General features: G+C 64.0%; 27 protein-coding genes and 1 pseudogene. 18 read left to right on the top strand and 10 right to left on the bottom strand.

What is annotated here, in order from left to right; all coding sequences use genetic code 11:
* Positions 1-776 precede the first annotated feature (776 nt).
* The 4 genes from NCS02_RS07905 (at position 777) to NCS02_RS07890 (ending at position 4,136) form a co-directional block, all read left to right on the top strand.
* Positions 777-1,745 (top strand): 2-hydroxyacid dehydrogenase, encoded by a 969-nt coding sequence (locus NCS02_RS07905; RefSeq protein WP_250460670.1) that lies wholly within the window; start codon positions 777-779, stop codon positions 1,743-1,745.
* Positions 1,746-1,848: 103 nt separating this feature from the next.
* The gene (locus NCS02_RS07900) at positions 1,849-2,940 is read left to right on the top strand and encodes a LacI family DNA-binding transcriptional regulator (RefSeq protein WP_008349486.1); all 1,092 of its coding nucleotides are present in this window, start codon (positions 1,849-1,851) and stop codon (positions 2,938-2,940) included.
* Positions 2,941-3,732, top strand: coding sequence for a YhfC family intramembrane metalloprotease (locus tag NCS02_RS07895; protein WP_034473443.1), 792 nt, complete (start codon positions 2,941-2,943; stop codon positions 3,730-3,732). It abuts the gene before it with no gap.
* A gap of 38 nt (positions 3,733-3,770) precedes the next feature.
* Positions 3,771-4,136 (top strand): DUF3022 domain-containing protein, encoded by a 366-nt coding sequence (locus NCS02_RS07890; RefSeq protein ID WP_008349491.1) that lies wholly within the window; start codon positions 3,771-3,773, stop codon positions 4,134-4,136.
* A 6-nt stretch (positions 4,137-4,142) separates the two neighbouring features.
* On the opposite strand, the gene NCS02_RS07885 is transcribed toward NCS02_RS07890, so the two are convergent.
* Together NCS02_RS07885 and NCS02_RS07880 are read right to left on the bottom strand one after the other, a co-directional pair.
* Positions 4,143-4,571 (bottom strand): PGDYG domain-containing protein, encoded by a 429-nt coding sequence (locus NCS02_RS07885; protein ID WP_008349493.1) that lies wholly within the window; start codon positions 4,569-4,571, stop codon positions 4,143-4,145.
* Positions 4,572-4,689: 118 nt separating this feature from the next.
* The gene (locus tag NCS02_RS07880) at positions 4,690-5,208 is read right to left on the bottom strand and encodes a Spy/CpxP family protein refolding chaperone (RefSeq protein ID WP_250519529.1); all 519 of its coding nucleotides are present in this window, start codon (positions 5,206-5,208) and stop codon (positions 4,690-4,692) included.
* Between the two features lie 161 nt (positions 5,209-5,369).
* Here NCS02_RS07880 and NCS02_RS07875 point away from each other — a divergent pair, with 161 nt between their 5' ends.
* The 3 genes from NCS02_RS07875 (at position 5,370) to NCS02_RS07865 (ending at position 8,087) form a co-directional block, all read left to right on the top strand.
* On the top strand, positions 5,370-6,260 hold the full coding sequence (locus NCS02_RS07875; protein WP_250522970.1) for a LysR family transcriptional regulator: 891 nt from the start codon (positions 5,370-5,372) through the stop codon (positions 6,258-6,260).
* A 111-nt stretch (positions 6,261-6,371) separates the two neighbouring features.
* The gene (locus NCS02_RS07870; RefSeq protein ID WP_008349499.1) at positions 6,372-6,827 is read left to right on the top strand and encodes an Lrp/AsnC family transcriptional regulator; all 456 of its coding nucleotides are present in this window, start codon (positions 6,372-6,374) and stop codon (positions 6,825-6,827) included.
* Between the two features lie 150 nt (positions 6,828-6,977).
* A complete protein-coding gene (locus NCS02_RS07865) occupies positions 6,978-8,087 on the top strand; it encodes a saccharopine dehydrogenase family protein (protein WP_175983248.1) in 1,110 nt (369 codons plus the stop codon).
* Here the strand turns inward: NCS02_RS07865 and NCS02_RS07860 are convergent.
* Positions 8,084-8,662 carry a P-loop nucleotide/nucleoside kinase family protein gene (locus NCS02_RS07860; protein ID WP_008349502.1) on the bottom strand — a complete coding sequence of 193 codons (579 nt, stop codon included), beginning with the start codon at positions 8,660-8,662 and terminating at the stop codon, positions 8,084-8,086. The genes NCS02_RS07865 and NCS02_RS07860 overlap by 4 nt on opposite strands.
* 31 nt (positions 8,663-8,693) lie before the next feature.
* The gene (locus NCS02_RS07855; RefSeq protein WP_008349504.1) at positions 8,694-10,007 is read right to left on the bottom strand and encodes a cation:proton antiporter; all 1,314 of its coding nucleotides are present in this window, start codon (positions 10,005-10,007) and stop codon (positions 8,694-8,696) included.
* A 238-nt stretch (positions 10,008-10,245) separates the two neighbouring features.
* On the opposite strand from NCS02_RS07855, the gene NCS02_RS07850 reads away from it, so the two are divergent.
* A complete protein-coding gene (locus NCS02_RS07850; protein ID WP_250502159.1) occupies positions 10,246-11,631 on the top strand; it encodes an FAD-containing oxidoreductase in 1,386 nt (461 codons plus the stop codon).
* Positions 11,632-11,767: 136 nt separating this feature from the next.
* Here the strand turns inward: NCS02_RS07850 and NCS02_RS07845 are convergent, their stop codons facing one another.
* The 3 genes from NCS02_RS07845 to NCS02_RS07835 form a co-directional block, all read right to left on the bottom strand.
* A complete protein-coding gene (locus tag NCS02_RS07845) occupies positions 11,768-13,009 on the bottom strand; it encodes an MFS transporter (RefSeq protein WP_034473453.1) in 1,242 nt (413 codons plus the stop codon).
* Between the two features lie 31 nt (positions 13,010-13,040).
* Complete coding sequence (locus NCS02_RS07840; RefSeq protein ID WP_250522969.1) at positions 13,041-14,213, bottom strand: hypothetical protein; 1,173 nt, start codon at positions 14,211-14,213, stop codon at positions 13,041-13,043.
* A gap of 143 nt (positions 14,214-14,356) precedes the next feature.
* A complete protein-coding gene (locus NCS02_RS07835; RefSeq protein ID WP_250519528.1) occupies positions 14,357-14,923 on the bottom strand; it encodes an ankyrin repeat domain-containing protein in 567 nt (188 codons plus the stop codon).
* A gap of 349 nt (positions 14,924-15,272) precedes the next feature.
* Here NCS02_RS07835 and NCS02_RS07830 point away from each other — a divergent pair, with 349 nt between their 5' ends.
* Positions 15,273-15,920 carry a DUF938 domain-containing protein gene (locus NCS02_RS07830; RefSeq protein WP_008349514.1) on the top strand — a complete coding sequence of 216 codons (648 nt, stop codon included), beginning with the start codon at positions 15,273-15,275 and terminating at the stop codon, positions 15,918-15,920.
* 12 nt (positions 15,921-15,932) lie between these two features.
* Here the strand turns inward: NCS02_RS07830 and NCS02_RS07825 are convergent, their stop codons facing one another.
* On the bottom strand, positions 15,933-16,850 hold the full coding sequence (locus NCS02_RS07825) for a DMT family transporter (protein ID WP_250519527.1): 918 nt from the start codon (positions 16,848-16,850) through the stop codon (positions 15,933-15,935).
* A gap of 97 nt (positions 16,851-16,947) precedes the next feature.
* Between NCS02_RS07825 and NCS02_RS07820 the strand changes: the two genes are divergently transcribed.
* The 4 genes from NCS02_RS07820 (at position 16,948) to NCS02_RS07805 (ending at position 21,324) form a co-directional block, all read left to right on the top strand.
* Complete coding sequence (locus tag NCS02_RS07820; RefSeq protein ID WP_034473457.1) at positions 16,948-17,868, top strand: LysR family transcriptional regulator; 921 nt, start codon at positions 16,948-16,950, stop codon at positions 17,866-17,868.
* A 118-nt stretch (positions 17,869-17,986) separates the two neighbouring features.
* Positions 17,987-19,144, top strand: coding sequence for a Rieske 2Fe-2S domain-containing protein (locus NCS02_RS07815; RefSeq protein ID WP_034473459.1), 1,158 nt, complete (start codon positions 17,987-17,989; stop codon positions 19,142-19,144).
* A gap of 101 nt (positions 19,145-19,245) precedes the next feature.
* Positions 19,246-19,518 (top strand): hypothetical protein, encoded by a 273-nt coding sequence (locus tag NCS02_RS07810; RefSeq protein ID WP_008349524.1) that lies wholly within the window; start codon positions 19,246-19,248, stop codon positions 19,516-19,518.
* Positions 19,519-20,076: 558 nt separating this feature from the next.
* Complete coding sequence (locus NCS02_RS07805; protein ID WP_008349526.1) at positions 20,077-21,324, top strand: porin; 1,248 nt, start codon at positions 20,077-20,079, stop codon at positions 21,322-21,324.
* Positions 21,325-21,431: 107 nt separating this feature from the next.
* Here the strand turns inward: NCS02_RS07805 and NCS02_RS07800 are convergent, their stop codons facing one another.
* Positions 21,432-22,190, bottom strand: coding sequence for an SDR family NAD(P)-dependent oxidoreductase (locus NCS02_RS07800; RefSeq protein ID WP_250519525.1), 759 nt, complete (start codon positions 22,188-22,190; stop codon positions 21,432-21,434).
* Positions 22,191-22,350: 160 nt separating this feature from the next.
* Here NCS02_RS07800 and NCS02_RS07795 point away from each other — a divergent pair, with 160 nt between their 5' ends.
* The 3 genes from NCS02_RS07795 to NCS02_RS07785 all read left to right on the top strand — a co-directional run bounded on the left by NCS02_RS07795 (position 22,351) and on the right by NCS02_RS07785 (position 24,414).
* Entirely contained in the window at positions 22,351-22,737 is a 387-nt protein-coding gene (locus NCS02_RS07795; protein ID WP_008349529.1) for a hypothetical protein, read from the top strand.
* Between the two features lie 178 nt (positions 22,738-22,915).
* Positions 22,916-23,125 carry a hypothetical protein gene (locus tag NCS02_RS07790; protein ID WP_008349530.1) on the top strand — a complete coding sequence of 70 codons (210 nt, stop codon included), beginning with the start codon at positions 22,916-22,918 and terminating at the stop codon, positions 23,123-23,125.
* A gap of 173 nt (positions 23,126-23,298) precedes the next feature.
* Complete coding sequence (locus tag NCS02_RS07785) at positions 23,299-24,414, top strand: hypothetical protein (protein WP_008349533.1); 1,116 nt, start codon at positions 23,299-23,301, stop codon at positions 24,412-24,414.
* Positions 24,415-24,574: 160 nt separating this feature from the next.
* On the opposite strand, the gene NCS02_RS07780 is transcribed toward NCS02_RS07785, so the two are convergent.
* The gene (locus tag NCS02_RS07780) at positions 24,575-24,901 is read right to left on the bottom strand and encodes a DUF4148 domain-containing protein (RefSeq protein ID WP_008349535.1); all 327 of its coding nucleotides are present in this window, start codon (positions 24,899-24,901) and stop codon (positions 24,575-24,577) included.
* A 110-nt stretch (positions 24,902-25,011) separates the two neighbouring features.
* Between NCS02_RS07780 and NCS02_RS07775 the strand changes: the two genes are divergently transcribed.
* Both NCS02_RS07775 and NCS02_RS07770 read left to right on the top strand, forming a co-directional pair.
* A complete protein-coding gene (locus NCS02_RS07775; RefSeq protein ID WP_250518216.1) occupies positions 25,012-25,605 on the top strand; it encodes a DUF4148 domain-containing protein in 594 nt (197 codons plus the stop codon).
* A gap of 311 nt (positions 25,606-25,916) precedes the next feature.
* Positions 25,917-26,057, top strand: a pseudogene (locus NCS02_RS07770) (1,2-phenylacetyl-CoA epoxidase subunit PaaA); the annotation flags it as partial.

Genomic DNA, 26,057 nt, shown 5'->3' with positions numbered 1-26,057 from the left:
GCTTTCGCTTTTCGCTTTTGCTTTCGGTTTCGCCGGATCCCGTTGTCGTGTCGGTCTATTGGCACTGCCCCTGTGCGGGGCGGCAGTCACTTTCTTTGCCGTCGACCAGAGTTAGCGCTTTAGCGCTTACTCTGGTCCTGTGCAAAGAAAGCAACCAAAGAAAGCAGCTCGTCACGGCCCGCGGTCACACGCACGTTGGGTAGTACTCTCGTCCTAGGTGGCACTCGCCTAAAGAGTGCCCTCAAACACCTAATCGGGCTTGGCTCGCGCGCGGTCTGACGAGCTAGTTTTCCAAGGACACTGGTTCAGCACGAAACTGCTTCGGCACAGCGCTACGCGCTGCCGCCGGGTCTGCAAGGGAAACCGACGGGCTGCCAGTGCAGTGAGACGGAGACATTAGTAGAGAAGCACATGCATCCCCGATTGACCGGTCGGCCGCGAAGCGGGCTGGAGCTATATGGTGCTGAACCAGTTTGGTGTGTGGTGCGATGTGACAGACCGTGCGCGAGCCAAGCCCGATTAGGTGTCTGAGGGCACTCTTTAGGCAGCCCACGATGGACGAGAGGACTACCCAAATTGCGTGTGACCGCGGGCGTATCGGAAGCTACTTTCTTTGGTTGCTTTCTTTGCACAGGACCAGAGTAAGCGCTAAAGCGCTAACTCTGGTCCTGTGCAAAGAAAGTGACTGCCGCCCCGCACAGGGGCAGTGCCAATAGACCGACACGAAAACGGGATTCCACAGACGCCCGAGCCAACCAACCCAGACAAAGCAAACCATGACCAAAAAAATCGTAGCTTACAAGGCGTTGCCAAGCGACGTAGAAGCCTATCTCCGCGCCCACGCGGAAGTGGTGAACATCGATCCGAAAAACCACGCCGCATTCGTGCAAGCGCTAACAACTGCCGACGGCGCCATCGGTGCGAGCATAAAGATCTCCCCCGACATGATCGAAGGCGCCCACCGCCTGAAAGCACTGTCGACGATCTCCGTAGGCTTCGACCAGTTCGACGTGCAAGACCTCACCCGCCGCGGCATCGTGCTTACGCACACGCCGGACGTGCTCACCGAATCCACCGCCGACACGGTCTTCGCGCTGATCCTCGCAAGCGCGCGCCGCGTCGTCGAACTCGCCGAATGGGTCAAGCAAGGCAACTGGAAGGCAAGCATCGGTGAAGCGTGTTTCGGCGTCGACGTGCAAGGCAAGACACTGGGCATCGTCGGCCTGGGACGCATCGGCGGGGCCGTCGCACGGCGCGCGGCGCTCGGCTTTCGCATGAACGTGCTCTACACGAATCGCAGCGCGAACGAGCAGGCCGAAAAGGAATACGGCGCAAAGCGTGTCGAGCTCGACGAACTGCTCGCGCAATCCGATTTCGTCTGCCTGCAAGTGCCGCTCACGCCGGAAACGCGCGGTCTCATCGGGGCGAACGAATTGCAGAAAATGAAACGGAGCGCGATTCTGATCAACGCCTCGCGCGGACCGACCGTCGATGAAAACGCGCTCGTCGATGCGCTAAAAAACGGCACGATCCGCGGTGCAGGCCTCGACGTGTTCGAGCAGGAACCGCTTCCCGCCGACTCGCCGCTGCTCGCGATGAAAAACGTCGTCGCACTGCCGCATATCGGCTCGGCCACGCACGAAACGCGTCACGCGATGGCGCGAAACGCCGCGGAAAATCTCATCGGCGCACTGAACGGCACGCTCACGCAGAACATCGTCAATCCCGACGTGCTCGCGCGCTGAAACCGGGGGTCGCCCGGTCATGCGCTAACATGCGCGATGCGAGGAGAACGATAATGACGGCATCGCGACTCGCTTCACGGCGAAGCGCGCGCCCACGACCACTATGTCCGACGACCCCACATTGACGAACCGCCCGCCTGCATTCGGCGCGCGCCGCGCGACCATCACCGATGTCGCCCGCGAAGCAGGCACCGGCAAGACCAGCATCTCGCGCTATCTGAACGGCGAGCTCGGCGTGCTGTCGCCCGATCTGCGCGAGCGCATCGAGGCGGCCATCGCCAAGCTCGACTATCGGCCGAATCAGATGGCGCGCGGCCTGAAGCGCGGCCGCAATCGTCTGATCGGCATGCTGCTCGCCGACCTCACGAACCCGTATTCGGTCGAAGTGCTGCAAGGCGTCGAAGCAGCGTGCCACGCGCTCGGCTATATGCCGCTCATCTGTCACGCGGCCAACGAGATCGACATGGAGCGGCGCTATCTGCAATTGCTGACGACGTATCGCGTCGAAGGCGTCATCGTCAACGCGCTCGGCGTGAAGGAAGAACTGCTGCAAGGCTTTGCGCGCGGCGGCATTCCGGTCGTGCTCGTCGATCGCTCGGTCGAAGGTTTCATCACCGACATGGTCGGGCTCGACAATCCCGCCGCCGTGCAGATCGCGACGCGTCATCTCGTCGACGAAGGTTTCGACGAGCTGCTGTTCGTCGTGCAGCCGGTCACGCATGTCAGCTCGCGGCGTCTGCGCGAAGCCGCGTTTCGCGAAACCGTCGCGGCGCTCCATGCAAGCGGCTCGACGCTCGTGATCGATCTCGCCGATGCGGCGCCCGCGCTCACGGAACTCGACACGCGCGTCACGGCGGCGAAAGCCGCGGGCAAGCGCGTCGCGCTCTTCGCGGCGAACGGGCCGGTCGCGCTGCGCGTCGCGGTGCATCTGAAGGAACGCCACGGCGCGGACTGGCAGGCGAGCGTCGCGCTGATGTCAATCGACGATTCCGAATGGGCGCAGCTCGCCGGCATGACGGCGGTCCGCCAGCCGACGTACGATATCGGCCGGCGCGCGGTCGAATTTCTGCATGAGCGTCTCGGCGGCGCCGCGATGCCCGCGCGCGAATGTCTGCTGCCGGGCGAACTCGTCGTGCGCGCATCGACGACACGCGCGAATCACAACGACGAGCAACAAGCTTCGCAAGGAATCTGAATGATCAGTGTTACGACGTTGCTGAGCCTCGCGCTCGCGACGCTCATCATCGCGGCCATGCCCATCGTGCTGTACAGGAAGCTGCGGCCGCGCTTCGCGATCGTGCCGCGCTACGCGATTCTCGGCATCGCCGTGTTCGCGCTCTTCGCGATGGTCATCGAACGCGCGCTGCACGGCTTCATGCTGAGCAATCCCGTCACGTCGGCGTGGCTCGTCAATCCGGCCGTGTTCGTCGTTTATGGCGCGCTCGCGGCGGGGCTGTGCGAGGAAGTCGGACGCTTTCTCGCGATGAAATGGCTCATCTCGCGCGAGCCTGACGCGCTCGACCGGCACGGTCCGGCGCTCGGCTACGGCATCGGGCACGGCGGGGCGGAGGCGTGGATCGTCGGCGTGCTCGTGCAGGTGCAATGGATCGTCTATGCGGTGCTCGCGAATCGCGGCACGCTCGACGCGCATTTCGCGACCGCGCCGCTCGAAGCGATCGCGCGCATTCATCTCGTGCTGATGAGTCTGTCGCCGGTGTCGGCGGGCATCTTCCTCGTTGAGCGTGCGAGTGCGTTCGTGCTGCAACTCGGCTTTTCCGCGCTGATGTGGCAAATGCTGCGCGAGCGTTCGCGCCACGCGCTCGCAGTCCTCGTTGCCGCGCATGCGCTCGTCGGCTTGCCAGCCGCGCTTTTTCAGGCGCGGCTCGTGCCGCTCATCGCCGCCGATGCGGTGTATCTCGTGCTCGGCGCGATCGTCGCGGTGGCGCTCGTGCGCTACTACCGGCGAGCCGCCGCCCGCGGCGGTTGAGCGCATCCGCGCCTGCCTGAATCAAATATCGACATCGAATGGACGACTATCAATACGACTGCCCGAGCGCGGATATCGACATGCTCGCGCATGTGATCTGCGATCTCTTTCCCGAGCAGACGCAGTTCGCCGAACGCAAGGACGATGAAGGCCGCACATCGCTCGTGATTCATTACGTGGCGATGCGCTTCGGTTCGAGCGCGCGGCGCATCACGATCGACGTGCGTTTCGATCCGGCCGCGCTCGCGCGTTATCGCGCATTGCCGCCACGCATGCACGCGCGCAGTTACGCGGTGCTGCGTGCCTATGTGGAAGCGACGCTCGGATCGCTCGAAGAGATGTACGCGGACGGCCAGACCGTGCCGCGCGAAGTGGACATCGAGATGGGCGAGGACTTCGCGTGAGCGCGCTCAGGCTTCGCGATAGACCTTCGCGAAGCGCGCTGCCTTCACGACGCCGAAATCGCCCGGCGCGTATTGCATGACCCAGTCGCCGGCATCGCCGGTGAGGATGTCGCCTGCCGCGGATCGCGCGATCGAGAAGGGTTCGTGCATCTGCTTCGCGAGCACGACGCTCGGACGGTTGCGATAGATGCCCGCCTCGCCGTGCGCGATGCCGCCTTCCGGCACGTACTTCGGATCGAAGCGTTCGCGCGACACGACCCAGCGCTCGCCGCTGGAAGCGGTGACGATCGCATCGCCGCTTGCATAGCGGTTCGGCCCTTCGAGGCTCATGAGTTCGCCCGCGGCAGCCGCGAATTCGACGGTGACGGCTTCGTCCTTCACGACGCGGCGTGCGGCGGGATCGGTGGCGAGATCGAGTTGCGAAAGATGGAGCATGGTGCGATCGGCGAAGATGGTGAGGGAGCGGATCGTAACGGCATTCGCGTCATTTTGCACTCGGCGGACGCAAAAAAGCCCGCATCATGCGATGCGGGCTTTCCGATCCGGCGCTCGTTCAGGGCTTCGTCGTCGATGCCGCATCCGCGCCCGCCGCGCGCGAACGATGATGCGCGCCGCCGTGTCGCGCCTTGCCGTGCTCCGAGCGGAAGCTCGTATCGGCGAGTTTCTTCTGCTCGGGCGAAAGGCTCGCGTAAAGCGGCTCGAAAGCTTCGACGAGCCGCTTCGTGCCGTCCGCGTTGGCTTGCGTGATCTGCTCGTATTGCTTCATGTCGTCGAGCGCGGACATCGTGTCGCGCGCCGCGATGCGCTGGCGGTACAGATCGGCCATGGTGCGGCCGTTGTCGCGCATTACATCGGCGAACTTCGACCACTGCGCTTCCTGCTGCGGCGTGATCTTGAGGCTCGAATGCAGTTCCGCGATACGCTCCTCGACGCGCGCCTCGCGCTTGCTGGCGGCCGGTGCGGACGCAGCGTCCTGCGCGGCGGGCGCCGATGCGGCCGTGGGCGCCGAACTCTGCGCGAAAACCGGGCTCAGTGCGCAGAAAGCGGCCAATGCAACGAGTGTTCTTTTCATTCAAAAGTACCTTCGATCGATATAGGAAGCGGCGTGCTTCGTAAGCTGCATGCAAAGCAGCGAAGATCACGCCTTCGGCGGATATTAGTATCACGATTGCATGCGGATTCGCCCGCATTGCCACAACTGCTTACATTCGAAACGTCTCTGGAAAAAACGCAGTGGATACCTTGTTGAGCATGCGGGTCTTTGTCGCGATCGTCGAGGCGGGCAGTCTGAGCGCCGCGGCCGAGCGCTTTTCGATCTCGGCGCCGATGGCGGGCAAGCACTTGCAGGCGCTGGAGGCGCGGCTCGATGCGCGTCTCATTGTCCGCACGACGCGCCGTCAGAGCCTGACCGAGATCGGCCGTGAATATTACGAACGCTGCCGCCGCATTCTCGCGGAAGTCGATTCTGCCGACACCCTCGCCGAATCGATGAGCGCGACGCCGCGCGGCGTATTGCGCGTCACCGTGCCGCTGACTTACGGCGTGCAGTTCGTCACGCCCGCCGTGACCGAGTTTCTCGCGGCGTTCGCGCAGATCAGCGTCGAGCTCGATCTGACCAACCGCATGGTCGATATCGTCGAGGAAGGATTCGACGCCGCCGTGCGTATCGGCACGCTCGCCGATTCGAGCTTCGTCGCGCGGCCGCTCAAGCCGTATGCGATGACGGTATGCGCGTCGCCTTCCTATCTTGCGCGCGCGGGCACGCCCGCGACCCCCGCCGATCTCGCGAGCCACGAGTGCCTCGGCTTCTTGCATCTCGGCCGCGAGGCGAGCTGGCGGCTCGAAGGCGAGGACGAGGCGATGCATGCGCGCCGCACGCAGTCCGCGCGCTTTCGCACGAATAACGGGCAGGGGCTCAGGAAGGCGGCGCTCGCCGGCTTCGGCCTCGTGCTTCAACCGCATGCGCTCGTCGAAGATGAACTGAAGAGCGGCGCGCTCGTCGCGGTGCTCCAGGACTTTCTGCCGAAGCCTTCGCCCGTTCATCTCGTCTATCCGCGCGATACGCGCGCGACGCCCAAGCTCGCGAGTTTCGTCGATTTCATGGTGACGAAGCTCGGTGTCTGACCGGCGTTCGTATCGCAGCGTCTCGGCGATAATGCAAAACACAAAATGCCGGATGCCAGATGGCATTCAAAACGCATAACCCAAAACACAAACGCCAAGGACGACGCCCACATGAGACCGCCGCGCCTCGATCAGCTCGACGACATCGATCGCAATCTCGTCGCGCTTCTGCAGATGAACGCGCGCGAGAGCGTCGCGAATCTCGCGCGGCAACTGGGCGTTGCGCGCACGACGGTGATCGCCCGCATGGCGCGGCTCGAAAAGAACAACGTGATCGCGGGCTACGGCGTGCGGCTCGGCCAGGATGTGCTCGACGCGAGCATTCAGGCGTACGTCGGCATCAAGCTCACGCCGAAATACGGCCGCGACCTGCAGAAGCGCTTCGCACGCATGCCGGAGATTCAGTTGCTCTGCGCGGTGAGCGGCGAATTCGATTACGTCGCATGGCTGCGCGCCGATTCGCCGGACCGCCTGAACGACCTGCTGGACGAGATCGGCGTGCTGGAAGGCGTCGAACGGACGACGACGTCGATCATCCTCGCGCGCAAGATCGATCGCGCCGGTTGAGACTCGACGATACAAATGGGATCGATCGATCGTCGAAACGACGAAAACCGTCGTCGAAGCGCATCATTTTGCGTCTAGGATCAATATTCGCGCGCTCCTAAACTGTGTGAACAGGTGTATCGGCCTAACTCGCACATACAGGAGACGAATATGAAAGTGGCCCTCGTCGGCGCCGGACTGATCGGTCAAAGCATTGCGCATTTGCTGCGTGAAACGGGGGATTTCGACGTCGTCGCCTTCGATCGCGACGAACACGCGCTCGCGCTCATCGATGCGCAAGGCATCCCGACGCGCCGCGTCGATTCCGCCGATACGCCCGCGCTTCGTCAGGCGCTGATCGGTTTCGACGCGCTCATCAATGCGCTGCCGTATTACCTCGCGATCAACGTCGCATCGGCGGCGAAAGCGGCGGGCGTGCATTACTTCGACCTCACCGAAGACGTGCGCGCGACGCACGCGATCCGCGCGATCGCCGACGACTCCGAGCTCGCGTTCATGCCGCAATGCGGTCTTGCGCCGGGCTTCATCGGCATCGTCGCGCACGATCTGGCGAAGCGTCTCGACGACGTGCGCGAAGTAAAGATGCGCGTCGGCGCGCTGCCCGAGTTTCCGACCAATGCGCTGAAGTACAACCTTACATGGAGCATCGACGGGCTCATCAACGAGTATTGCCAGCCGTGCGAGGCGATCCGCGAAGGCCGCACGCAATGGGTGCAGCCGCTCGAAGGTGTCGAGCATTTTTCGCTCGATGGCATCGAGTACGAGGCGTTCAATACATCGGGCGGGCTCGGCACGCTCTGCGAAACGCTTGCCGGCAAGGTCGAGACGCTCGACTACAAATCGGTGCGCTATCCGGGGCATCGCGATCTGATGAAGTTCCTGCTCGACGATCTGCGTATGTCCACCGATCGCGACGGTCTCAAGACGATGCTCAAGCGCGCGGTGCCTTCGACGGCACAGGACGTCGTATTGATCTTCGTCACGGTGACGGGCATGCGGCGCGGGCAACTCGTGCAGGACGTGTTCACGCGCAAGATCTTCGCGAAGGATGTGTGCGGCGTGCCGATGAGCGCGATCCAGATCACGACCGCCGGCGCGATCTGCGCGGAACTCGATCTCTTCCGCGAAGGCGTGCTGCCGCAGAGCGGCTTCGTGCGTCAGGAGCAGGTGCCGCTCGACGCGTTCCTCAACAACCGCTTCGGCAAGCTGTACGAAGGCGCCAACGCGGTCGCGACGGCACGCCAGCTCGCGGCGGCTTAAGCGACGAGGCGCGCGACCAGTTCGCCGCCGGCTTCACCGGATGGCGTCGTGTTGTCGAACATCACGAGCGTCCGCGCGAGCGCTTCATCGGGGACGAAGAGGCGCTTGCGATATTCCTCCCAATGCGCGAGCTTGTACGCATCGTTCGGATCGCCGCGCGCAACGATCCGTTCGCGCGCCACATCTTCATCGACATGCACCCAGACGACGCTTATGGCGACATCGTCATCGATGCCGAGCCACGCGCGATCGAAAAGGCGTCCATTGCGCACCTCGCGCGTCAGCGGCGCGACGATCACGACGCTCACGCCGAGCGCGAGATTTTCGGCGGCGGTATCGATGAGACAGCGATACTCCGGATCGCGAAAATGTTCTATGAAAAGCGGGCTGTCGCGATCGTGCGGATCGCCGGTGAGCGCGCCGATCGCCGCGGCGCTGTATGCACCGTAGAGCGTGTCCTTGTCGAGCAGGCAGAAGGGCTCGCCAGTCGCATGCATGAGCGGCGCGAAGAGTTGCTTCGCGAGCGTCGTCTTGCCGGTGCCGGCATGACCGCAGAAGAAAATCAGATGCTTCACGCCGGGTCGGTCCTGGATGATAGTTGCATCGCTAAATATCGGTTCGCGCGCGCTGATATCGCTTCATGAGCGGCGTCGCGGTGATGCCGTGCACGATGACAGACGCAGCGATCGTCGCGATGACGAGCGGCACGAGCGGCGCGGCCACGTCATGCGGCGCTTGCTCGAGTGCAAAGAGCAAATAATAGAACGAGCCGACGCCGCGTATGCCGAACCAGCTCATGAGACGTCTTTGCGCGCCCGTCGCCTGCGAGCCGATGAGCGACGCCTCGACCGCCGCCGGCCGCAGCACAAGAAAGAGCGCGACGATGAGCGCGCAGGTCCGCCACGAGAGCAGTTCGCGCCACATCGTCGCGAGCACGGCGCCGACCATCAGCATGATCGCCACTTCGGCGATGCGCTCCAGTTCGATCGTGAAGCCGTGCACGCGCTCGGCCATGAAGGCGTGCGCGCGTTCGGGATCGGCTGCGGCGGCGCCGACGTCGTCCGCATCGATCTTGCCGACCGCCTGGCGCGGGGACTTGTCGCCGCTTTCTTTTTGCTCGACGCGGCGCATGGAGAGACCGGCTGCGAAGACCGCGAGAAACGCGTACGTGTGCAGCAATTCGGCGACGCCGTACGACAGCGCGATGAGGCCGAGCGCAAAGAAACCTTCCGGTCCGAGCGCCTGCCCGTGGCGCGTGCGCAGATACGCGACAAGCCGCACCGACAGCGCGCCGAGCAGCCAGCCGCTCACGAGCGCGCCCGCGATGCCCCATATCGCCTGCAATGCGAAGTTCCAGTGCAACGCTTCGCTTGGCGACGCCTCGAAGCGGCACACCGCGATGCCGAGCAGCGCGAAGGGCAGCGCGATGCCATCGTTGAGTCCGCCTTCGCCCGTCAGCGAAAAGCGCAGCAGGTCGACGTCGCCGGGCGTCTCGACCTGAACGTCATGCGCGAGCACGGGATCGGTCGGCGCGAGCATCGCGGCGAGCAGCAGCGACGGTCCCCAGCTGAGACCGAGCACATAGACGCCGAAGAGCGTGAGCGCGGCGACGGTGAGGATCATGGCGACGAAGCCCAGGCGTACCGGGAGAAGCCAGATGCGATCGGTGGGCGGCACGCGCAGCCGCAGGCCGATCGCGAATAGCGACACGAGCATCGCCACTTCGGTGATGCGCCGGAGGACCGTTGCATCGGTCGCGAGGTCGAGTGTCAGCAGATTGGCGAGCGCGGGACCCATCGCGAAGCCGATCGCCAGGTAGCACATCGCGGTGCTGACCGGCAGGTGCTTGAACGTCGAACTGGCGAGGCCCATGAAAATGAGCACGCCGCCGACGACGAGAAACCACATCGTCTCGATCATGAATGCCTTCGGACTTCATATGCTGATGGTTGAGCGGACCGCGCCGCGATGCGCGGGACGTTCTGTTCGGACGCAGCACGCGCCGTGCCCGTATCCGAATCACGCGCTTCGGGCAGCGCGCCTGCCTGTTCGCCGACTTGCGCGTAAGATGCATTCGGTTCCCGCATGGGCATTCTTCATCCGCTTCATTCGCACGGTCTTTTGCGTTACGAATGCAAAAAACCAGGGGAGAACGAGCATGTCACAGCACTTCGACGCAGTCGTGATCGGTACGGGGCAGGGCGGTTCGCCGCTTGCCGTGCGGCTCGCGGAAAGCGGCAAGCGCACGGCCATCATCGAGCGGCATCTTTTTGGCGGCACCTGCGTGAACGTCGGTTGCACGCCGACCAAGACTTATGTCGCGAGCGCGCGGGCCGCGCATGTCGCGCGCACGGCGGCGCAGTACGGCGTGATGATCGGCGGCGACATCCGCATCGACATGGCGCGTGTGAAGGCGCGCAAGGACGAGGTGATCGGCGGCTCCCGCACGGGCATCGAGAAATGGCTGCGCGGCACGCACAATCTCACGGTCTTCAAGGGACACGGGCGCTTTACAGGGCCGCGAGCGCTGTCCATCGAGGCGGCCGACGGTTCCACGCAGGAGATCGACGCCGATCTCATCATCATCAACACGGGAACGCGCGCGGTGGTGCCGAAGGTCGATGGGCTCGAACGCGTCCCGTATCTGACCAACTCGACGATTCTCGAACTGACCGAAGTGCCGGAGCATCTGGTGATTGTCGGGGCGAGTTATATCGCGCTCGAATTCGGGCAGATGTTCCGGCGCTTCGGCAGCCGCGTGACCTTGCTCGTGCGCGGCGAGCGGATCCTCACACGCGAGGACGAGGATGTCGCCCGCGCGATGCAGGACGTGTTCGTGCGTGAGGGCATCGACTTTCGCTTCGGCGCGGAGATGTCGCGCGTGGAGCCGATGGCGGGTGGCGTGCGTATCGTCAGTGGCGATGATGAGGTCATCGATGCATCGCATCTGCTGTTCGCGACGGGCCGCACGCCGAACACCGACGATCTCGGTCTGGAACATGCGGGTATTGCGGTGAACCGGCACGGCATGATCGATGTCGACGGCCAGTTGCGCACCAAAGTCGATGGCGTGTATGCGCTCGGCGATGTGAACGGGCGCGGCGCGTTCACGCATACGTCGTGGAACGATTACGAGATCATCGCTTCGAATCTGCTCGACGGCGAATCGCGCAGCGTCGATACGCGCATCATGGCTTATGCGGTTTTCGTCGATCCGCCGTTCGCGCGTGTGGGGATGAGCGAGGAAGACGTGCGCAGGGACGGACGCGAGGCGCTTATCGCGACGATGCCGATGTCGCGGGTGGGGCGCGCTCGGGAGCGCGGTGAGACGGATGGCTTCATGAAGGCGCTCGTGGATGCGCGGACGAAGCGGTTCTTAGGGGCGGCGATTTATGGCATCGAAGGGGATGAGGCCATTCATGCCTTCATCGACATCATGAATGCGGATGCGCCCTATACGACGTTGCAGCGGGCGATGCATATTCATCCGACGGTGAGTGAGTTGATTCCTACTTTGCTTGAGGGGTTGACGCCTTTTGAGTGAGTTTTTCTTTGTTTTCGCCGGATCCCGTGTTCTTAGTGGTCTAGTGGCGTTGCCCCTGTGCGGGGCAACGCTAATAAACCGACACGAACGCAGGATTTCACCGAAGCATGAGCAAGAGACAATAGAAACGAAGCCCTCAAACCTTCACCGACGGCTCAGCCTCATCCTCCTTCACCGCATTCGCGATACGCGTCTCCGGCATAGCAAGCCACACCATCAACACCGCAAGCGCCCCGGCCCCGGCGAGCCCAAAAAAGCTCATCGCAGTGCCGAAGCGATCCGCGGCAAAACCGGCCGCCGCCGTCGAAAGCGTCGCCCCGACGCCCGCAGCCAGCCCAAAAAACCCGATCGTCAGGTTGTAATGCCCGCGCCCGCCGGCGACATCCGCCGCAATCAGCGGAAGCATCACACCGAACACGGCTGCGCTGATGCCATCGAGCATCTGCACCGGCACGAGCAGATACGGGCTGCTCACGCCCGCGAACAGAATCGCGCGTATAGGCAACGCGCAGAACCCGAGAATCAGCACCGGCCGGCGCCCCCACTTCTGCGCCTGCCGTCCGACCCACGGCGACAACGCCGCGACGATGAACTGCGGCACGATGATGCACGCCGCAATCACGAGTTGAACGTTGTCGCCCATGTGCGCTGTGACTTCGCCGGCGGCGAGATTCAGCATCGCCGCGTTCGACAGGTGAAAGAGCACCACGCACGCCGCGAAAATCAAAAGACGCCTGTCCTTCAGCAACTCGCGCAACGATTCGCGTTCCTCGCCCTCAGGCGTGAGCTTGGGTTTGCCCGGCGGTGCGCGCGGCACGACGGGCGGCGCATCGTAGTGAATCATGCGCAGCGCGACGATCGCCGGCAACGCGAGCGCGGCCGTCAGGAAGAACACCGAGCGCAGCGACAGATACTCGCCGAACGCGCCCATCAACGCCGCTGTCAGCGCACTGCCGATCGACGCCCAGCGCGCATTGCGGCCGAGCCGGTCGCCGAGATCTGCGCGCGAGACGAGGGCGAGCGAGATCGCCGCCATCGCCGGGACGAGCATGCAGCTCGCGAAACCGTGCAGCACTTCGGCCGCAAAAACCGGCACGAACGTCGGGCTCGCGGCGAGCAACAGCGCACTCACGATGATCGCGATGATCGCCGAGAGAGCAGCGAACTTCTTGTTGCGCATCGCATCGACGAGCGCGCCTGCCGGCAACTGGCTCGCCATCGCGCTGATCGTGCCGACGGAAAGCATCAGGCCGATCTCGCCCTGCGTCCACTTGTTGGCCGCAAGATACGAAGCAATGAAAGGGCCGAAGCCGGTCTGCACGTTGGCGACGAAGAAGTTCAGCCAGTCGAGCGCGCGCAGACTGCGTGCAATTACCATGTTGTGATTCTGTTATCGATGTCGTTATCCGCTATCTCGTCAGGCGCGCGCCGGAAGCGGGCGCCTGCGCCGGCGTCGCGCCTGAAGCCGTCGCGCTCGCCGCGCCAGTCGATGCCGATGCCGCGCTCGCAGCCGTCGCCGGCGCGGGCACCACAGGCGACACGATCTTGATCGGCTGCTCGGGCGAGTAGGTGGGCGCGGCCTTCAGTTGCGCGTCGTTGAAATCCATCTGCAGCAGCCACTGCTTGTTGCGCGAAAACACATGCAGGTCGCCCCAGTCGGCCGCGACATGCCGCTTGTCGCCCGCGAGCGAACTCGATAGATCGAGCACCAGCGCCTGAGGCTGCGCCTGAGCGTCGACGAGCACGTCGACCACGCGTCCGATGCGCGCGCCGCTTCTTTGCGTCACCGTCGAATCGACGAGCTGCATGAAGTTCGCGGGCGCCTCCGCAACGGGCTGCGGCTTCGGCACCGGTTCGGCCGGCTTGCCCTTCGCGGGCGGTGGTGGCGGCACGAAGGTAATCGGCGCGGTCTTCGAATTCGGCGTGAAGCGGAAGGCCGTCCACGGGAAGTTGACCTTGCGGTCGCCGACGCCGAGGAAGCCCGCGAGATTGACCATCAGAAGCTTCGGCTTCGCGGATGCATCGACGTACATGTCCACCGCACGGCCGACGACCTTGCCGTCCGGACGCTGCACTTCGGCGTCGAGCAGGCCGTGCAGCTGATCGTGCTGCATGATGCGCGTCGAGATGATCTGCGGCGGAGGCGGCGGCTCGGGCGGTTCAGGCGGTGGCGTGACGGCCGGCTCCGGCGGCTTCGGCTTGACGATGCGGCGCTTCGGTTTCGGCGCCGGCGCGGGTTTCACGGCAGACGCGGGCTCCGGCGCCTGCACGGCGGGCAAAGGTTCTTCGGGCTCGGCAGAGCCGGCTTCTTCCGGCGCCGGAATATAAGAGTGTTCGACGATCGGCGCGGGCACCTGTTGCTGCATCAGCCCGCATGCGGAGAGCGCGAAGGCGGCGATGACCGGAAGGCTCGCGGTGACGCGCAGCGCGCGCAACGTTCTCGCGATGGCGACGATGAACGCGGCCACGCACAGCGACAGACGTGCGGCTGCATTGAAGACGCGGCCCGCCCGGCATGCGCGCCCAAGCGCGTGAAGGTCTGTCGGCGACGCATCACCCCGATGCGAGATACCGCCTGTCATCGCAAAAGCTCCATGGTTCCGAGTCACCTGATTGTCTGGTTCGTTGTTGGATCGGTGCTTGTCAGATCGATTCGACGCGCGCGAGGCGTCGTTCGTTCGCGGATTGAATCATGCATGCGAAGTGCATTGTGCCAATCGACGCTTCACGCTTCGGATGGCCGCGCATGGCCGTTCGATGCGTTCGCGAGCCGTGCCGCGGTGTCGGCCGCGCCCATCTTCTCGGCGGCATCGCGTGCGCTGAAGCCGCCGGCATCGCGCGCATCCGGGTTCGCGCCGCGCGCGATCAGCAAGTCGACGATCTCCACGCGATTGAACATCGCCGCGATCATGAGCGCGGTGCGCCCGTCGGGCGATGCGCCTTCCACATCCGCGCCATGTTCGAGCAGCGTTTCGATCACCTCGCGAAAGCCCTTGAACGCGGCGCCCGCAATCGGCGTCTGGCCATTGTCGTTGCGCAGGTTGGCATCGGCGTTGTGCCGAAGCAGGACGCGCACGGCGTCGGCGTGACCGTGATAGCTCGCGAGCATCACGAGGCTGTCGCCCTTGTCGTTGCGCAGATTCGGCGGCAGGCCCTTGGTCAGGAGCGCGTCGAGCATCGCGGCGTCGCCGCGGCGAGCGACATCGAAGACCTCGCTCGCGAACGCGATCATGTCGTCATCGGGGCCATCGCTGGATTGCTTCGTCGGGGGCTCTTTCGGATCGTGCTGCATGGTTCACTCCAATTCGATCGCGCCGCGTGCGCGGGCCAGAGTTTGTCGGGATGCATCGGCGCGCTCGATGTCATGCTGCGCCGGCGGTTTGCACGCGTTCGGAATGCATTCAATCTGGCATTCAGAATGCACGGCGCATGCATGCAAAATGCGAAAGCGGACGCGGGATCAACCGGGAGCATACACAGGTTTGCTTGCAATCCGCGCTTTCCGCGCGCTTCGGGACAGCACGAATCGCGCCATGCCGGTCAGCATTGGCGGCTCGCCGTTATGTCGCTTGACGCGTCTTCGTGCGTCCCATTAGGCTCGTCGCGAATCGACCGTTAAAGCGCCCGCACGCGCTCGCGCAATGAATCCGACACCATCCGCCTCCGGCGATACGCCGCCTCCCGACATTGCCGTGCGCCGCCGCGCGCCCGCCGCCGAACGTAATCGCGATGCGATTCTATCGGTCCTCAAGCGCGTCCTGCCGCAAAGCGGCGTCGTGCTGGAGATCGCAAGCGGCACCGGTCAGCACGCCGTGCACTGCGCGGCTGCACTGCCGGGCCTCGTCTGGCAGCCTAGCGATGCCGATGTCGAAGCACGCGAATCCATCGCCGCATGGCGCGCTCACTCGGGGCTCGCCAACCTGAATGCGCCGCTCGCGCTCGATGTGTGCAACGACGACTGGGGCATCGCGAACGTGGCGGCCATCGTGTGCATCAACATGATCCACATCGCGCCGTGGGAAGCGGCCGAGGCGCTCTTTCGCGGCGCGGGCGCGCGTCTCGATGCGGGGGGCGTACTGTACCTGTACGGGCCGTATCGGCGCAATGGAGCGCATACCGCCCCGAGCAACGAAGCCTTCGATCAGCAACTGCGCGCACGCGATCCGCGCTGGGGCGTGCGTGACATGGAAGCAGTCGAGGCGCTTGGCGAGAAGGCCGGCCTCGCGTTCGTCGAGACGGTCGCGATGCCGGCCAATAACTTCAGCGTGGTATTCAAAAAACCCGCGTAACGACGTCCGCGTTCACGCTTCGCCCGGACGCGCTGCGAACATGCCGCGCCAGGACACCGTCGCCATCAGCGAGGCCGCGACGATCATCCCGCCGCCGATCCAGCCCGCCATCGACACACGTTCGCCGAGCCACGCGCTCGCGAAGAGCGCGCCGAACGCGGGCTCGCTGCCCATCAGGAGCGAGACGCGCGTCGGGCTGCTGTGGCCGATTGCGTAGTTCTGCGCGAAGAAGGCGAAAAGGGTGCACGCGCACACGAGATACAGCACCGATCCCCAGAACATGCCGTGACCGGCGAGAGCGGGCAGCGACTGCCATTGCGATGGCGCGAAAACCAACGCGATGACCGCGCTGCCCGATGCGACCACGCCCGCCTGCACCGCCGTCACCGTAAGCGCGGGCAGGGGAGCCGCGCGCAACACGCGCTTCGTCACGCAAACGGACAGCGCGCGCAGCACGGCGGCGGCGAGGATCAGCCCATCGCCGGCATTGAAGTCGAAGGACAGCGCGCCGTCGCTCGCGAGCAGCCACGCGCCCGCGAACGACACGCCGACCGCCAGCCACTCGGCCGCGCCGGGGCGTCGCCTGAGCAGCACCCATTCGACGAGCGGCGTCAGCACGACGCACAAGCTGATCAGAAACGCGGCGTTCGCGGCGCGCGTATGGAGCACGCCGAACGTCTCAGCTAGAAAAATCGAAAGCAGCAGCAAGCCGAGAACGAGCACGCCGCGAAGGGCCGCCGCGCTCGCGTGCCGCAGATGCCGCAGGGTGACGGCGAGCAGACAGAACGTGATGCCGAAGCGCAGCGCGAGCAGCCCCAGCACCGGATAGAACGCGAGCGCGCTCTTGACGATGCCGTAGCTGCTGCCCCACAACATCGCGACGGCGAAGAGCAGGAGATCGGAAAGAGGATGCAGGCGTCGGACGGTCATGGAGCGGCTCCGTGAGAAAGTGGCCGTCATTGTCGAATGATGCGTTCAGCGCGATAATCGGCTTCAGTCGCATAGCTTTCTTGTCACGAATGCACAAATGAATCCCGCCGATCTTTTCGACCTGATGCCGGACATGGCCGTATTCGCGCGCGTCGTCGATGCGGGCAACTTCTCGGTCGCGGCGCGGCAACTGGGCAGCACGCCGTCGACGGTCAGCCGCCAGATCAAGCGTCTTGAAGAGGCGCTCGCCACGCGGCTGCTCGAGCGCTCGACGCGCAAGATCCGCGTTACCGAGTCGGGGCTTCAGGTGTATCGGCATTGCCGCGACATGGCCGCGGCGGCGTCCGGCGCGGTCGATGCGGCGGGGCAGGTGTCGGGCAAGCCGCAGGGCCGCGTCGCGCTGTCGGCGCCGACGGCTTACGCGAAGTCCGTGATTCATCCGCTCGTGCCGGCGTTTCTCGCGGCGTATCCGGATGTCGATCTTCAGCTCGTCTTCAGCGATCACGATATCGATCCGCTCGACAGCGACGTCGATCTCGTCATCCGCGCGACGAGCCATCCGCCGCAAGGGCTCGCCGCGCGCCCGCTCGGACGCGTGCGCTGGCTGCTGTGCGCGTCGGCGGGCTATCTGCGGGAGCGTGGCGCGCCGGCGCATCCGCGCGAGCTGGCGCTGCACGATTGCATCCATCTGGGCGAAACCGCCGACGACAACCGCTGGCGCTTCAGCAACAACGGCGAAACGGTGACAGTCGCGGTGCGCGGGCGCTATATCGCGAATCACGCGGGCGCGCGGCTGGACGCGGCCGAAGACGGGCTCGGCATCGCGGCGCTGCCGGAATTCGCCGCCCGCGATGCGCTCGCGTCGGGCAGCGTGCAGGCCGTGCTCGCGGACTGGGACATGCAGGCGCGCGCGTATCAGGGACCGGTGTGGCTGCTTTATCCGCCGAATCGCTTTCTGCCGCCGAAGGTGCGCGCGTTGATCGATCATCTGCACGCGCATCTCGGGCAGCAAGCGTGAGCGCGAGAATCCGGCGCGCGCCGAAATGAGCGACGCCGTGTAGACTGCGAATGGTCGTTCATTGCGCCGCGCGGCTCGCGGCGTTCAAACCGATCTCCCTTCACCGGAGGCGTCGTACATGCACGCAGCGTTGCCGCAAGGCGAGCAGGAAGCCGGATCAACCGATACACCCGCCAAGCCGCCGCGGGATCTGCGCCGCGTCGACATTCATCCCGATCACTGGTATCCGCTCGCGTGGTCGCGCGAGGTGAAAGCGGGGCGCGCGCACGGCGTGCGTTTCGCGGGCGATCCGATCGTGCTCGTACGCACCGCCTCGGGCAAGGTCTTCGCGCTGGAAGACCGCTGCGCGCATCGGCAGGTGCCGTTGTCGGCGGGTGTCGTCGACGGGGAATCGATCCGTTGCTGCTATCACGGCTGGACCTACGACTGCACCGGCCGCTGCACCGACATCCCTTATCTCGGACGCGAACGCCTGCCTAACGGCGTGCGCGCGTATCCGTGCCGCGAGGCGGGCGGGCTGGTTTTCGTGTTCACGGGCGACCCGGCGCTCGCCGATGCCGCGAAGTTTCCCGATCTCGGCTCCGCCACCGATCGCGCATACAAGACGCGCCGCTTCGGCCGCGCGGTGAAGTGCCACTACTCGTTCATGCACGAAAATCTGATGGACATGAACCATCAGTTCCTGCATCGGCGGCAGATGGGCAGCATGCGCGCGCGCTCGCTCGGCAGACGGCGCGGCGAGGACTGGATCGAAGTCGATTACACGTTCGCGCGCGAAGCGGGCAAGCAGCCGATCGGCGAAGCGCTCGTCTTCGGGCAAAAGCGCGGCTCGAAGCCCGACGACGGCCAGAAGGACGTGATGACGATCCGCACCGAGTACCCGTATCAGACGCTCAAGATCCGCACCAAGGACGACACGATGGTGATGGACCTGTGGATCGCCTACGTGCCGCTCGACGCCGAGCAGCGCACGAACCGCACGTTCGGCCTGTTGTCGATTCGCCGCCCGAAAATCCCCGGCCTGCTCGATGCCGCGTGGCCCTTGCTCGTGTGGTTCACCGAGCGCATCTTCAAGGAGGATCGCTGGATCGTCGAGCGCGAGCAGGAGGCGCACGACCGGCAGGGCGCGGACCACAATCACGAGGTGTTCCCGGTCATCGTCGAGCTGCGCGCGCTTTTGATGGAGCGCGGCGTGCCTCACGGCGCAGGCAGGGGCCCGCGGGACGCCCGGCGCGTGCACGTCATCCAGCCGGTGCAGGAACTGCCCGCATCCTGAGGCGTGCGGCGCTGTGCCTCGCTCGCACCCGATTGCACGCTTCGCGCCGCGGCGCTATACAGAGAGCAGAGAGCGGAAACCACACACGGAGGACCATCATCATGAACAGCGACCCGACCAAGCCGCGCGACGACGCATCGGGTATCGGCGAGGCGCATCCGGACGTCGAGCATTTCGATGCGGCCATCTCGCACGTCGACGAGTCCTACGCCGCGGGCAAGATGGCGGCGGGCGCGGCGAAGGGCATTCTGTACAGCATCATCGAGACGCTCGGCACGCTCGTCGGCGATCCCGATCTGCCCTCGCATGCGCGTTCGGGCTACGAAGGCCTGCTTGAAACGGCGCGCGAACTGCGCTCGAAGATCGAGCACTAGCCGACCCGGTCGGGCGACGCAAGCTTGCAGCGCGTTCGCCCGATGTCAATTTCGCGTCTGCGCATCGTCGGGTAACTGTCAGATCTATTCCGATGCAGCGCCGTCGACCGTCGCCTGCACGACGCACGCGAATTTTCCGCGAGCCTGTTCGGGCTATCGCGTTTCCCGTCCCCAAAGAATGGCAATTGGCTTGTATCTCCGAAAGCGGACAAGCCTTGTCCCGTCAAGCCGCGTCCTTTCTGACTGCGGTCGAATCCCTCGTTATCTCTAGCCGCCGCGCCGTCGATTCGGCCCCGCTCGGACCGTCATCGCGCCACATTGCTGTCAGCTTTCTGTCAGTTTCGTAACCGTTTGCCCAATATCTGCGAACCAGAAAATACTGGTTAACCAGACAGTGAAAAAAAACGACACAAAACCGCGTCTTTCTTTCGGATTCGGACTGTAAGCCATACACTTGCCAGCGATAAAAGTTACGAGTTGAAACATAAGAAGTCGCCACGGCGGCACCGGTTCCAAGACTCGCATGCAAGTAAATTGCCCACCGCTTGAGGAGAAAAAATGAAGGGTTTCACGATGACCAAGGCAGCAATCGTCGCAGCCACGGCGTTCGCCGCCGCGGCACCGGCGTTCGCGCAAAGCAGCGTCACGCTGTACGGTATCGTCGACGATTCGATCGTCTATCAAAGCAGCCAGACCAACCTGGCCAAGACGAATCCGGGCCGCTCGAACATCAAGACCGGATCGGGCATTTGGGCCGGTAGCCGCTTCGGTTTGAAGGGCGCCGAAGATCTGGGCGGCGGCAACAAGGCCATCTTCCAGTTGGAATCGGGCTTCGACATCAACAGCGGACAAGCGCAGTTCACCAACGCGCTGTTCGGCCGCCAGGCATGGGTCGGTCTGACGAACCCGGCATACGGTACGTTGACTGCGGGTCGCCAGTACACCTCGTACTACACGCTGCTCTCGCCGTACAGCCCGACGAACTGGCTGACCGGCTACTTCGGCGCGCACCCGGGCGATCTGGACGGTTTGGACACGATCTACCGCGCGAACAACTCGATCGTCTACACGTCGCCGAAGTTCTACGGCCTGACGGTGAGCGGCTCGTACTCCTTCGCTGGCGTGCCTGACAGCGTGTACCAAGGCTCGACCTGGACGGCTGCGCTGCAATATCAGCAAGGCCCGATCGGCGGCACGGTGGCGTTCTCGCGCATCAACAACGCGGCGGAAGGCGGCGGCATCTACAGCAGCAGCTCGACGACGATCAACAGCACGGCAGCGACCGATGGTTCGGGTCAGCCGGGCGTGTCGGCGGTGACGGCTGGCTACCAGCGCGCACAAGCGCAGCAGCGCTTCGCGGTTGCAGGCGGCTACCAGTTCAACAGCGCGTGGGACATCTCCGTCACGTACACGAACGTTCAGTACATTCCGGGCGTGAACTCGCGCTTCACCGACGAAGCCGTGTTCAACACGGCCGGCACGGTGCTGCACTGGAAGGCGACGTCGGCATGGGATTTCGCAGCGGGCTACAGCTACACGTGGGCCAGCAAGGCGAACGGCATCAACGACGCAGCGTCGTACCACCAGTTCAACCTCTCGCAGTACTACTCGCTGTCGAAGCGCACGGGCCTGTACGCACTGGAAGCATTCCAGCGCGCGAACGGCAACACGCTGGCTGTTCCGTCGAACACGTCGACGAACCGTCAGACGGCCGCCAACGCGACAATCGGCGATGGCTTCCAAAGCGCGCCGTCGGCATCGCGCAGCATGTTCGCAGCGGGCGTGGGTATCATCCACCGCTTCTAAGCGATGCTTCGCGGCGTGATGCATTAGGCATAACGCATGTGGCATGCAAAAACCGGACGCCTCGGCGTCCGGTTTTTTTTGTCCGCCGCGCGGCGCATTTCCTCGTGTCAGATGAACATCCCGCCCGATACCTCGACGCGCTGCGCCGTCATCCAGCGATTGCCGTCCGAGAGCATCGCCACGATCGCGCCGCCGATATCGTCCGGCACACCCGCGCGCCCGAGCGCCGTGTTGTCCGCGACGAACCGGTTGGTGTCGTGATCGTCGCGCACGACGCCGCCCCCGAAATCCGTCTCGATCGCGCCCGGCGCAATGGTGTTCACCGTGATGCCGTGCGGCCCGAGTTCCTTCGCGAGATAGCGCGTGAGCACCTCGATCCCGCCTTTCATCACGGCATAGGCCGCGAATCCCGGCAACGCGAAACGCGTGAGTCCGCTCGACACATTGAGAATCGCGCCTTCCTCATGCAGATAGGGCAGGAGCGTCTGCGTCAGAAAGAACGGTCCCTTCAGCTGGATATTGACGAGTTCGTCGAACTGCGCGGGCGTCGTCTCCGCGAAGAGCGCATGAATGCCGATGCCCGCGTTGTTCACGAGAAAGTCGAAGTTCTCGCGCTCGAACGTATCTTCGAGCGTCTTGCACAGCGCGTCGCCGAAAGCGGCAAAGGTGTCGCAATGCGCGACGTCGAGCGGCAGCATGGCCGCCTTGCCGCCGGATCTGGCGACCTCATCGACGAGCGAGCGCGCCGCGTCCGCGTTTCGGTTGTAGGTGCCGATCACGCCGGCGCCTGCCTGCGCGAGCTTCAATGCGGCGTTGCGTCCGAGTCCGCGGCTCGCGCCGGTGATGACCGCGATTTTGCCGCTCATGTTTCGATTCACGGTGACAGCTCCTTCGATTGCGTGGCCGATGGTTCATCGTAGGACGGCGCGACGTGCGCAGAAAGGCGCGTCGATGCTGCAATGCACAGATGGCGGGCGCGGCCTTTGCTGCACCGTCTCGATCAATGTGCAAACCGGAGAACGCACCATGGCCGATCGTGAAAGCAGGGAAATCCCTTCCGAGCCGCCCGCAAGTCTCGAACGCCCGTTCAGGCTCTTTGCGGTGGAGCAGCGCGTGCTCGCGCAGAACGTCGACGGCAAGGTGATCGACATCGGCGGAATGGATTCGAAGAACGGCCAGTTCTGCGCCTGCATGGATTCGGGCGATATCGCCACGGAGCCGAAGCGTAGCGCCGAACTTGCGTTGAAGGCGCTCGTCGGCAAGCTGACGTTCGATTATCTCGACGGGCTGTTCACGAGCGAACGCGAAGCGGAGGTGAGCGGCCGTCTGCAGGATTATCCGAGTGTGGAGTTCGAGCTCGACGAGACCTTGCCGCGCGACATGACCGACCGCACGCCGCCGCATCTTTTCTAATGATCACATGCGCGCGAATGAAAGCGACTTATTGATACGGGTTGCTAAATAATTCCGAGACCATGCCGTCCAGCGTTTGTACGACAAAAGCGCCGCGCCGCGCAGCATTTCCCTCGATGTGCGATGCTAGTCGAGCGGCGACGCCCGGGGCTTGCCGCGCTCAATCGCGGGGTGAATCATGAAAAGAACGCCTTTCGCCACGGTCATCGTCCTTGCGGCGGCGACGCTCGCCGCACCAGCTTTCGCACGCGACGACGGTCCGCGCTTCGCGCAGGACCGGCTCGATGCGCTCGTCGCGCAACACGAGGAAGCGAGCCGGCACATCGCTCAGCCATCCGCACCGGCTGAGCACGCGCAGTCGAACACGCCGCACCACGGCGCTTCGTGATCTGACGTTGCTCGGGGCCTGACGAAGGCGTCGGGTCGCCACGTCGTTGATGAGACGGCGCGCAACGCGCCGGATGGGATCGTTCGTGTCCAAAGGTATGAAATTTGCGGACGCCGCCCGGGTGTTCCGCGGCTGCGTGCCGACGATCCTCCTCATCACCCTCATATAAAGCCATGACAAGGAAAGCCGTATCGATCGCAATTCTCTCCGTCGCCTTTCTCGCAGCGGGATGCGCTGGCATCGGCCCGGGTCGCCTGAAGGCCGATCAGGTCGATTACGCCCGGGCGCTCGGCGATGCGAAGAAGCGTGAAATTCTTGCCGCGATTGTCGGCTTGCGCTTCGCCGATGCGCCGTCGTTTCTCACGGTGAGCAGCATCATCGCCGCGTACACGTTCGATACGACGGGCGGCGTCGTGCTCAACGCCGGCTCCGGCGCGCAGCCGAACTACGCGCAGGCAACGGGCAGCGTCTCCTACTCGAATCATCCGACTTTCACGTTCACGCCGACCACGGGCGACGCCTACGCCAGCGCGTATATCCGGCCGCTTTCGCCGACACTCGTCTTGCCGCTCGCCGAAAGCGGCATTCCGATCGATCTGCTGTTGCGCATCACCGCGCAGTCGATCAGTGGCTTGCAGAACGGCACGGCGTTGGGCGGGCCGAACGCATCTGGATCGCCCGAGTTCTTCCTGCTTCTGCAGGCGCTTCGCAGGCTGCAGCTAGCGGGCGAATTGAACATCGAGACGCGCAACGCGGATGACGACAAGAGCGGCAAGCCCGACAAGGCCGCGAAGGGCAACAGCGCCGACAAGGGCGGCGTATTCATCACGCTCGGCGCGACGCGCAGCGGTTCGAACAAGGCTGTCGTCGACGATCTCACGCTCGTCAGAAAACTGCTGCACCTCTCGCCAAAGATGAAGACTTACGAAATCGTCTATGGGCAGTCGTCGGACCACAACCGCATCCCGATGGTCACGCGCTCGGTGCTCGGCATCCTCACCGATCTCGGCGCGCAGATCGCCGTTCCTGACGAGCAGGTGGGCAGCGGCGCGACCAAGCCGGGCATCGGGTTGATCGGCGGAGAAACGCGGCCGACGATCATCGTGAAAGTTGGCGAGAAGGCGCCGCAGGATGCGTACGTGAGCGTGCTCTACGACAAGGCCAACTACTGGATCGATCGCAGCGACTTCGATTCGAAATACGCGTTCACGGTCGTGCAGAATCTGATGGCGCTTGCGGAAGTCACGGACACGGCGAAGTCGCCGGTCGTGACTATTCCGGCGAACTGACATCGAGCGTCTGAACCGGCAAGGTCGGTAGCGATAATGCAAAGTGCAAAACGCCATCATGCATGATGTATTCCGCACGCAAAATGCATAGGGCGACATCGATACGATGTCGCCCTATGCATTGCTGCTTATGCGATGCGTCTGTCGACGCTATCTGAACTTACTGGCCGAAGTATGTACCGAGCGCCCGCGGCTGAACGCCGGTGATGCGGCCTGATTGCGACGAACCATTGGCGACCGAACCGTAGGCGCTCGATTGGGGTGTCACTTGCGCAAGCTGCTCCGAGCTCACGCGGGCTTGCGCTGCCTGGATGTTCGACGGATAAGACGGGTCGCTGATGTTCGGGTTGTAGCCTGCCTTTTCGAGTTGGACCAGTTCGGCGCGTACCTGAGCGCGGCTCAGCGGCGCATCCGATTGCTGCGCGAACGACAGAGCGGGAACGGCGAGGGCAGCGGCGACGGCGACTGCGGAAATGAACGTCTTCATGATGACTACCTCCGATTCGGATTTCTGATCGTGCTGCCCGTTTCGTCTTAAGCAGCTTGTGAACGGAGTGTAAAGACGCGCTTGCCGAAGATCATTCTCGTTTCCGTTGAATGATCTTTGTCGATATCGGAATAATTGCGCGAGTCTTCATTGCATTGCGCGAAACTGACCGCGCGATGACGGTGACGGCTGGCTTGGTCGACGGTCTTTTCGCTCCACTGCATCTTCGGCGCTACCACGCGCCGCTCGATCCTTACCGATTCCGTAAAGAAGCTTCTTCGTCACGACGAATGATTGCTTGCAGTTGTGCACTTACACTCTGCGTCGTCCATTCGGCATGGCTCGAACCGCGAGTCGGCCGATTTATCGAAAACGGGGAGAGCCGGATCATGAAATCGTGGGTCAACGCAGTCGTCGCAGTCCTGGTGATGTCCGCACCGCTCGCATCGTTCGCCCAGTTCAGCGCGGCAGTGGGCCATGCAGAACTTAGTGGTGAACTCGTTCAACTTCAGAAGGCAGGTTATTCGCCGGTCGCGGAAGACGCGTCGTACCCGGCGAAACTGCAGGCGGCCGAAATGCGCGTCGGCGATATGCGTGCGGCGCGGGCGCGGGCAGAAGGATACGGATCTTCGACAGGTGCGGCGGCGCAATCGGGCCGTGCGAGCATGCGGGTCGATACGCAAGGCGCGTTCTTCGGGCAGTGAGCGTCAGGAAGCGGCGGTGAGCCCCCGCGACGCGAGCGGTTCTGGTCGATTGCATACAAAACTCGAAATTCGCTTTCGCACGATTTGCGTGAACGTGAAGCGACCTCTGCCACCCAATCACCGGTGGTTTTGCCCAGTCCGGCTTTCGGCTGGGCTTTTTTGCGTGCGGATGACTTCATGGGTCAGACTCGGTTCCGGGTTAACGCGACGCTATCTATATCGACATAGTTGCATGCAAAATTAATCAACCGGACGGTCGGTTAATGGATATACTCGCTCCATCGCATCTCAAAAAGACGGCGGAGCCCCGCATGTACACGCAATCCCTCGACCTCCCCAGCGCGACGTCCGCAGCCGAAAGCCACGAAGCCGCAGCCTCCGCCGCCCAAACCCGCTTCGACGCGGTGATGCAGGCCGACGGCAAGATCGAGCCGCAGGACTGGATGCCCGAG

Origin of the sequence: Caballeronia sp. NCF2, assembly GCF_023631205.1 — a bacterium.
GTDB classification, from domain to species: domain Bacteria; phylum Pseudomonadota; class Gammaproteobacteria; order Burkholderiales; family Burkholderiaceae; genus Caballeronia; species Caballeronia zhejiangensis.
The sequence above is the reverse complement of the archived record's forward strand: the minus strand, read 5'-3'. Positions and strand labels throughout refer to the sequence as shown.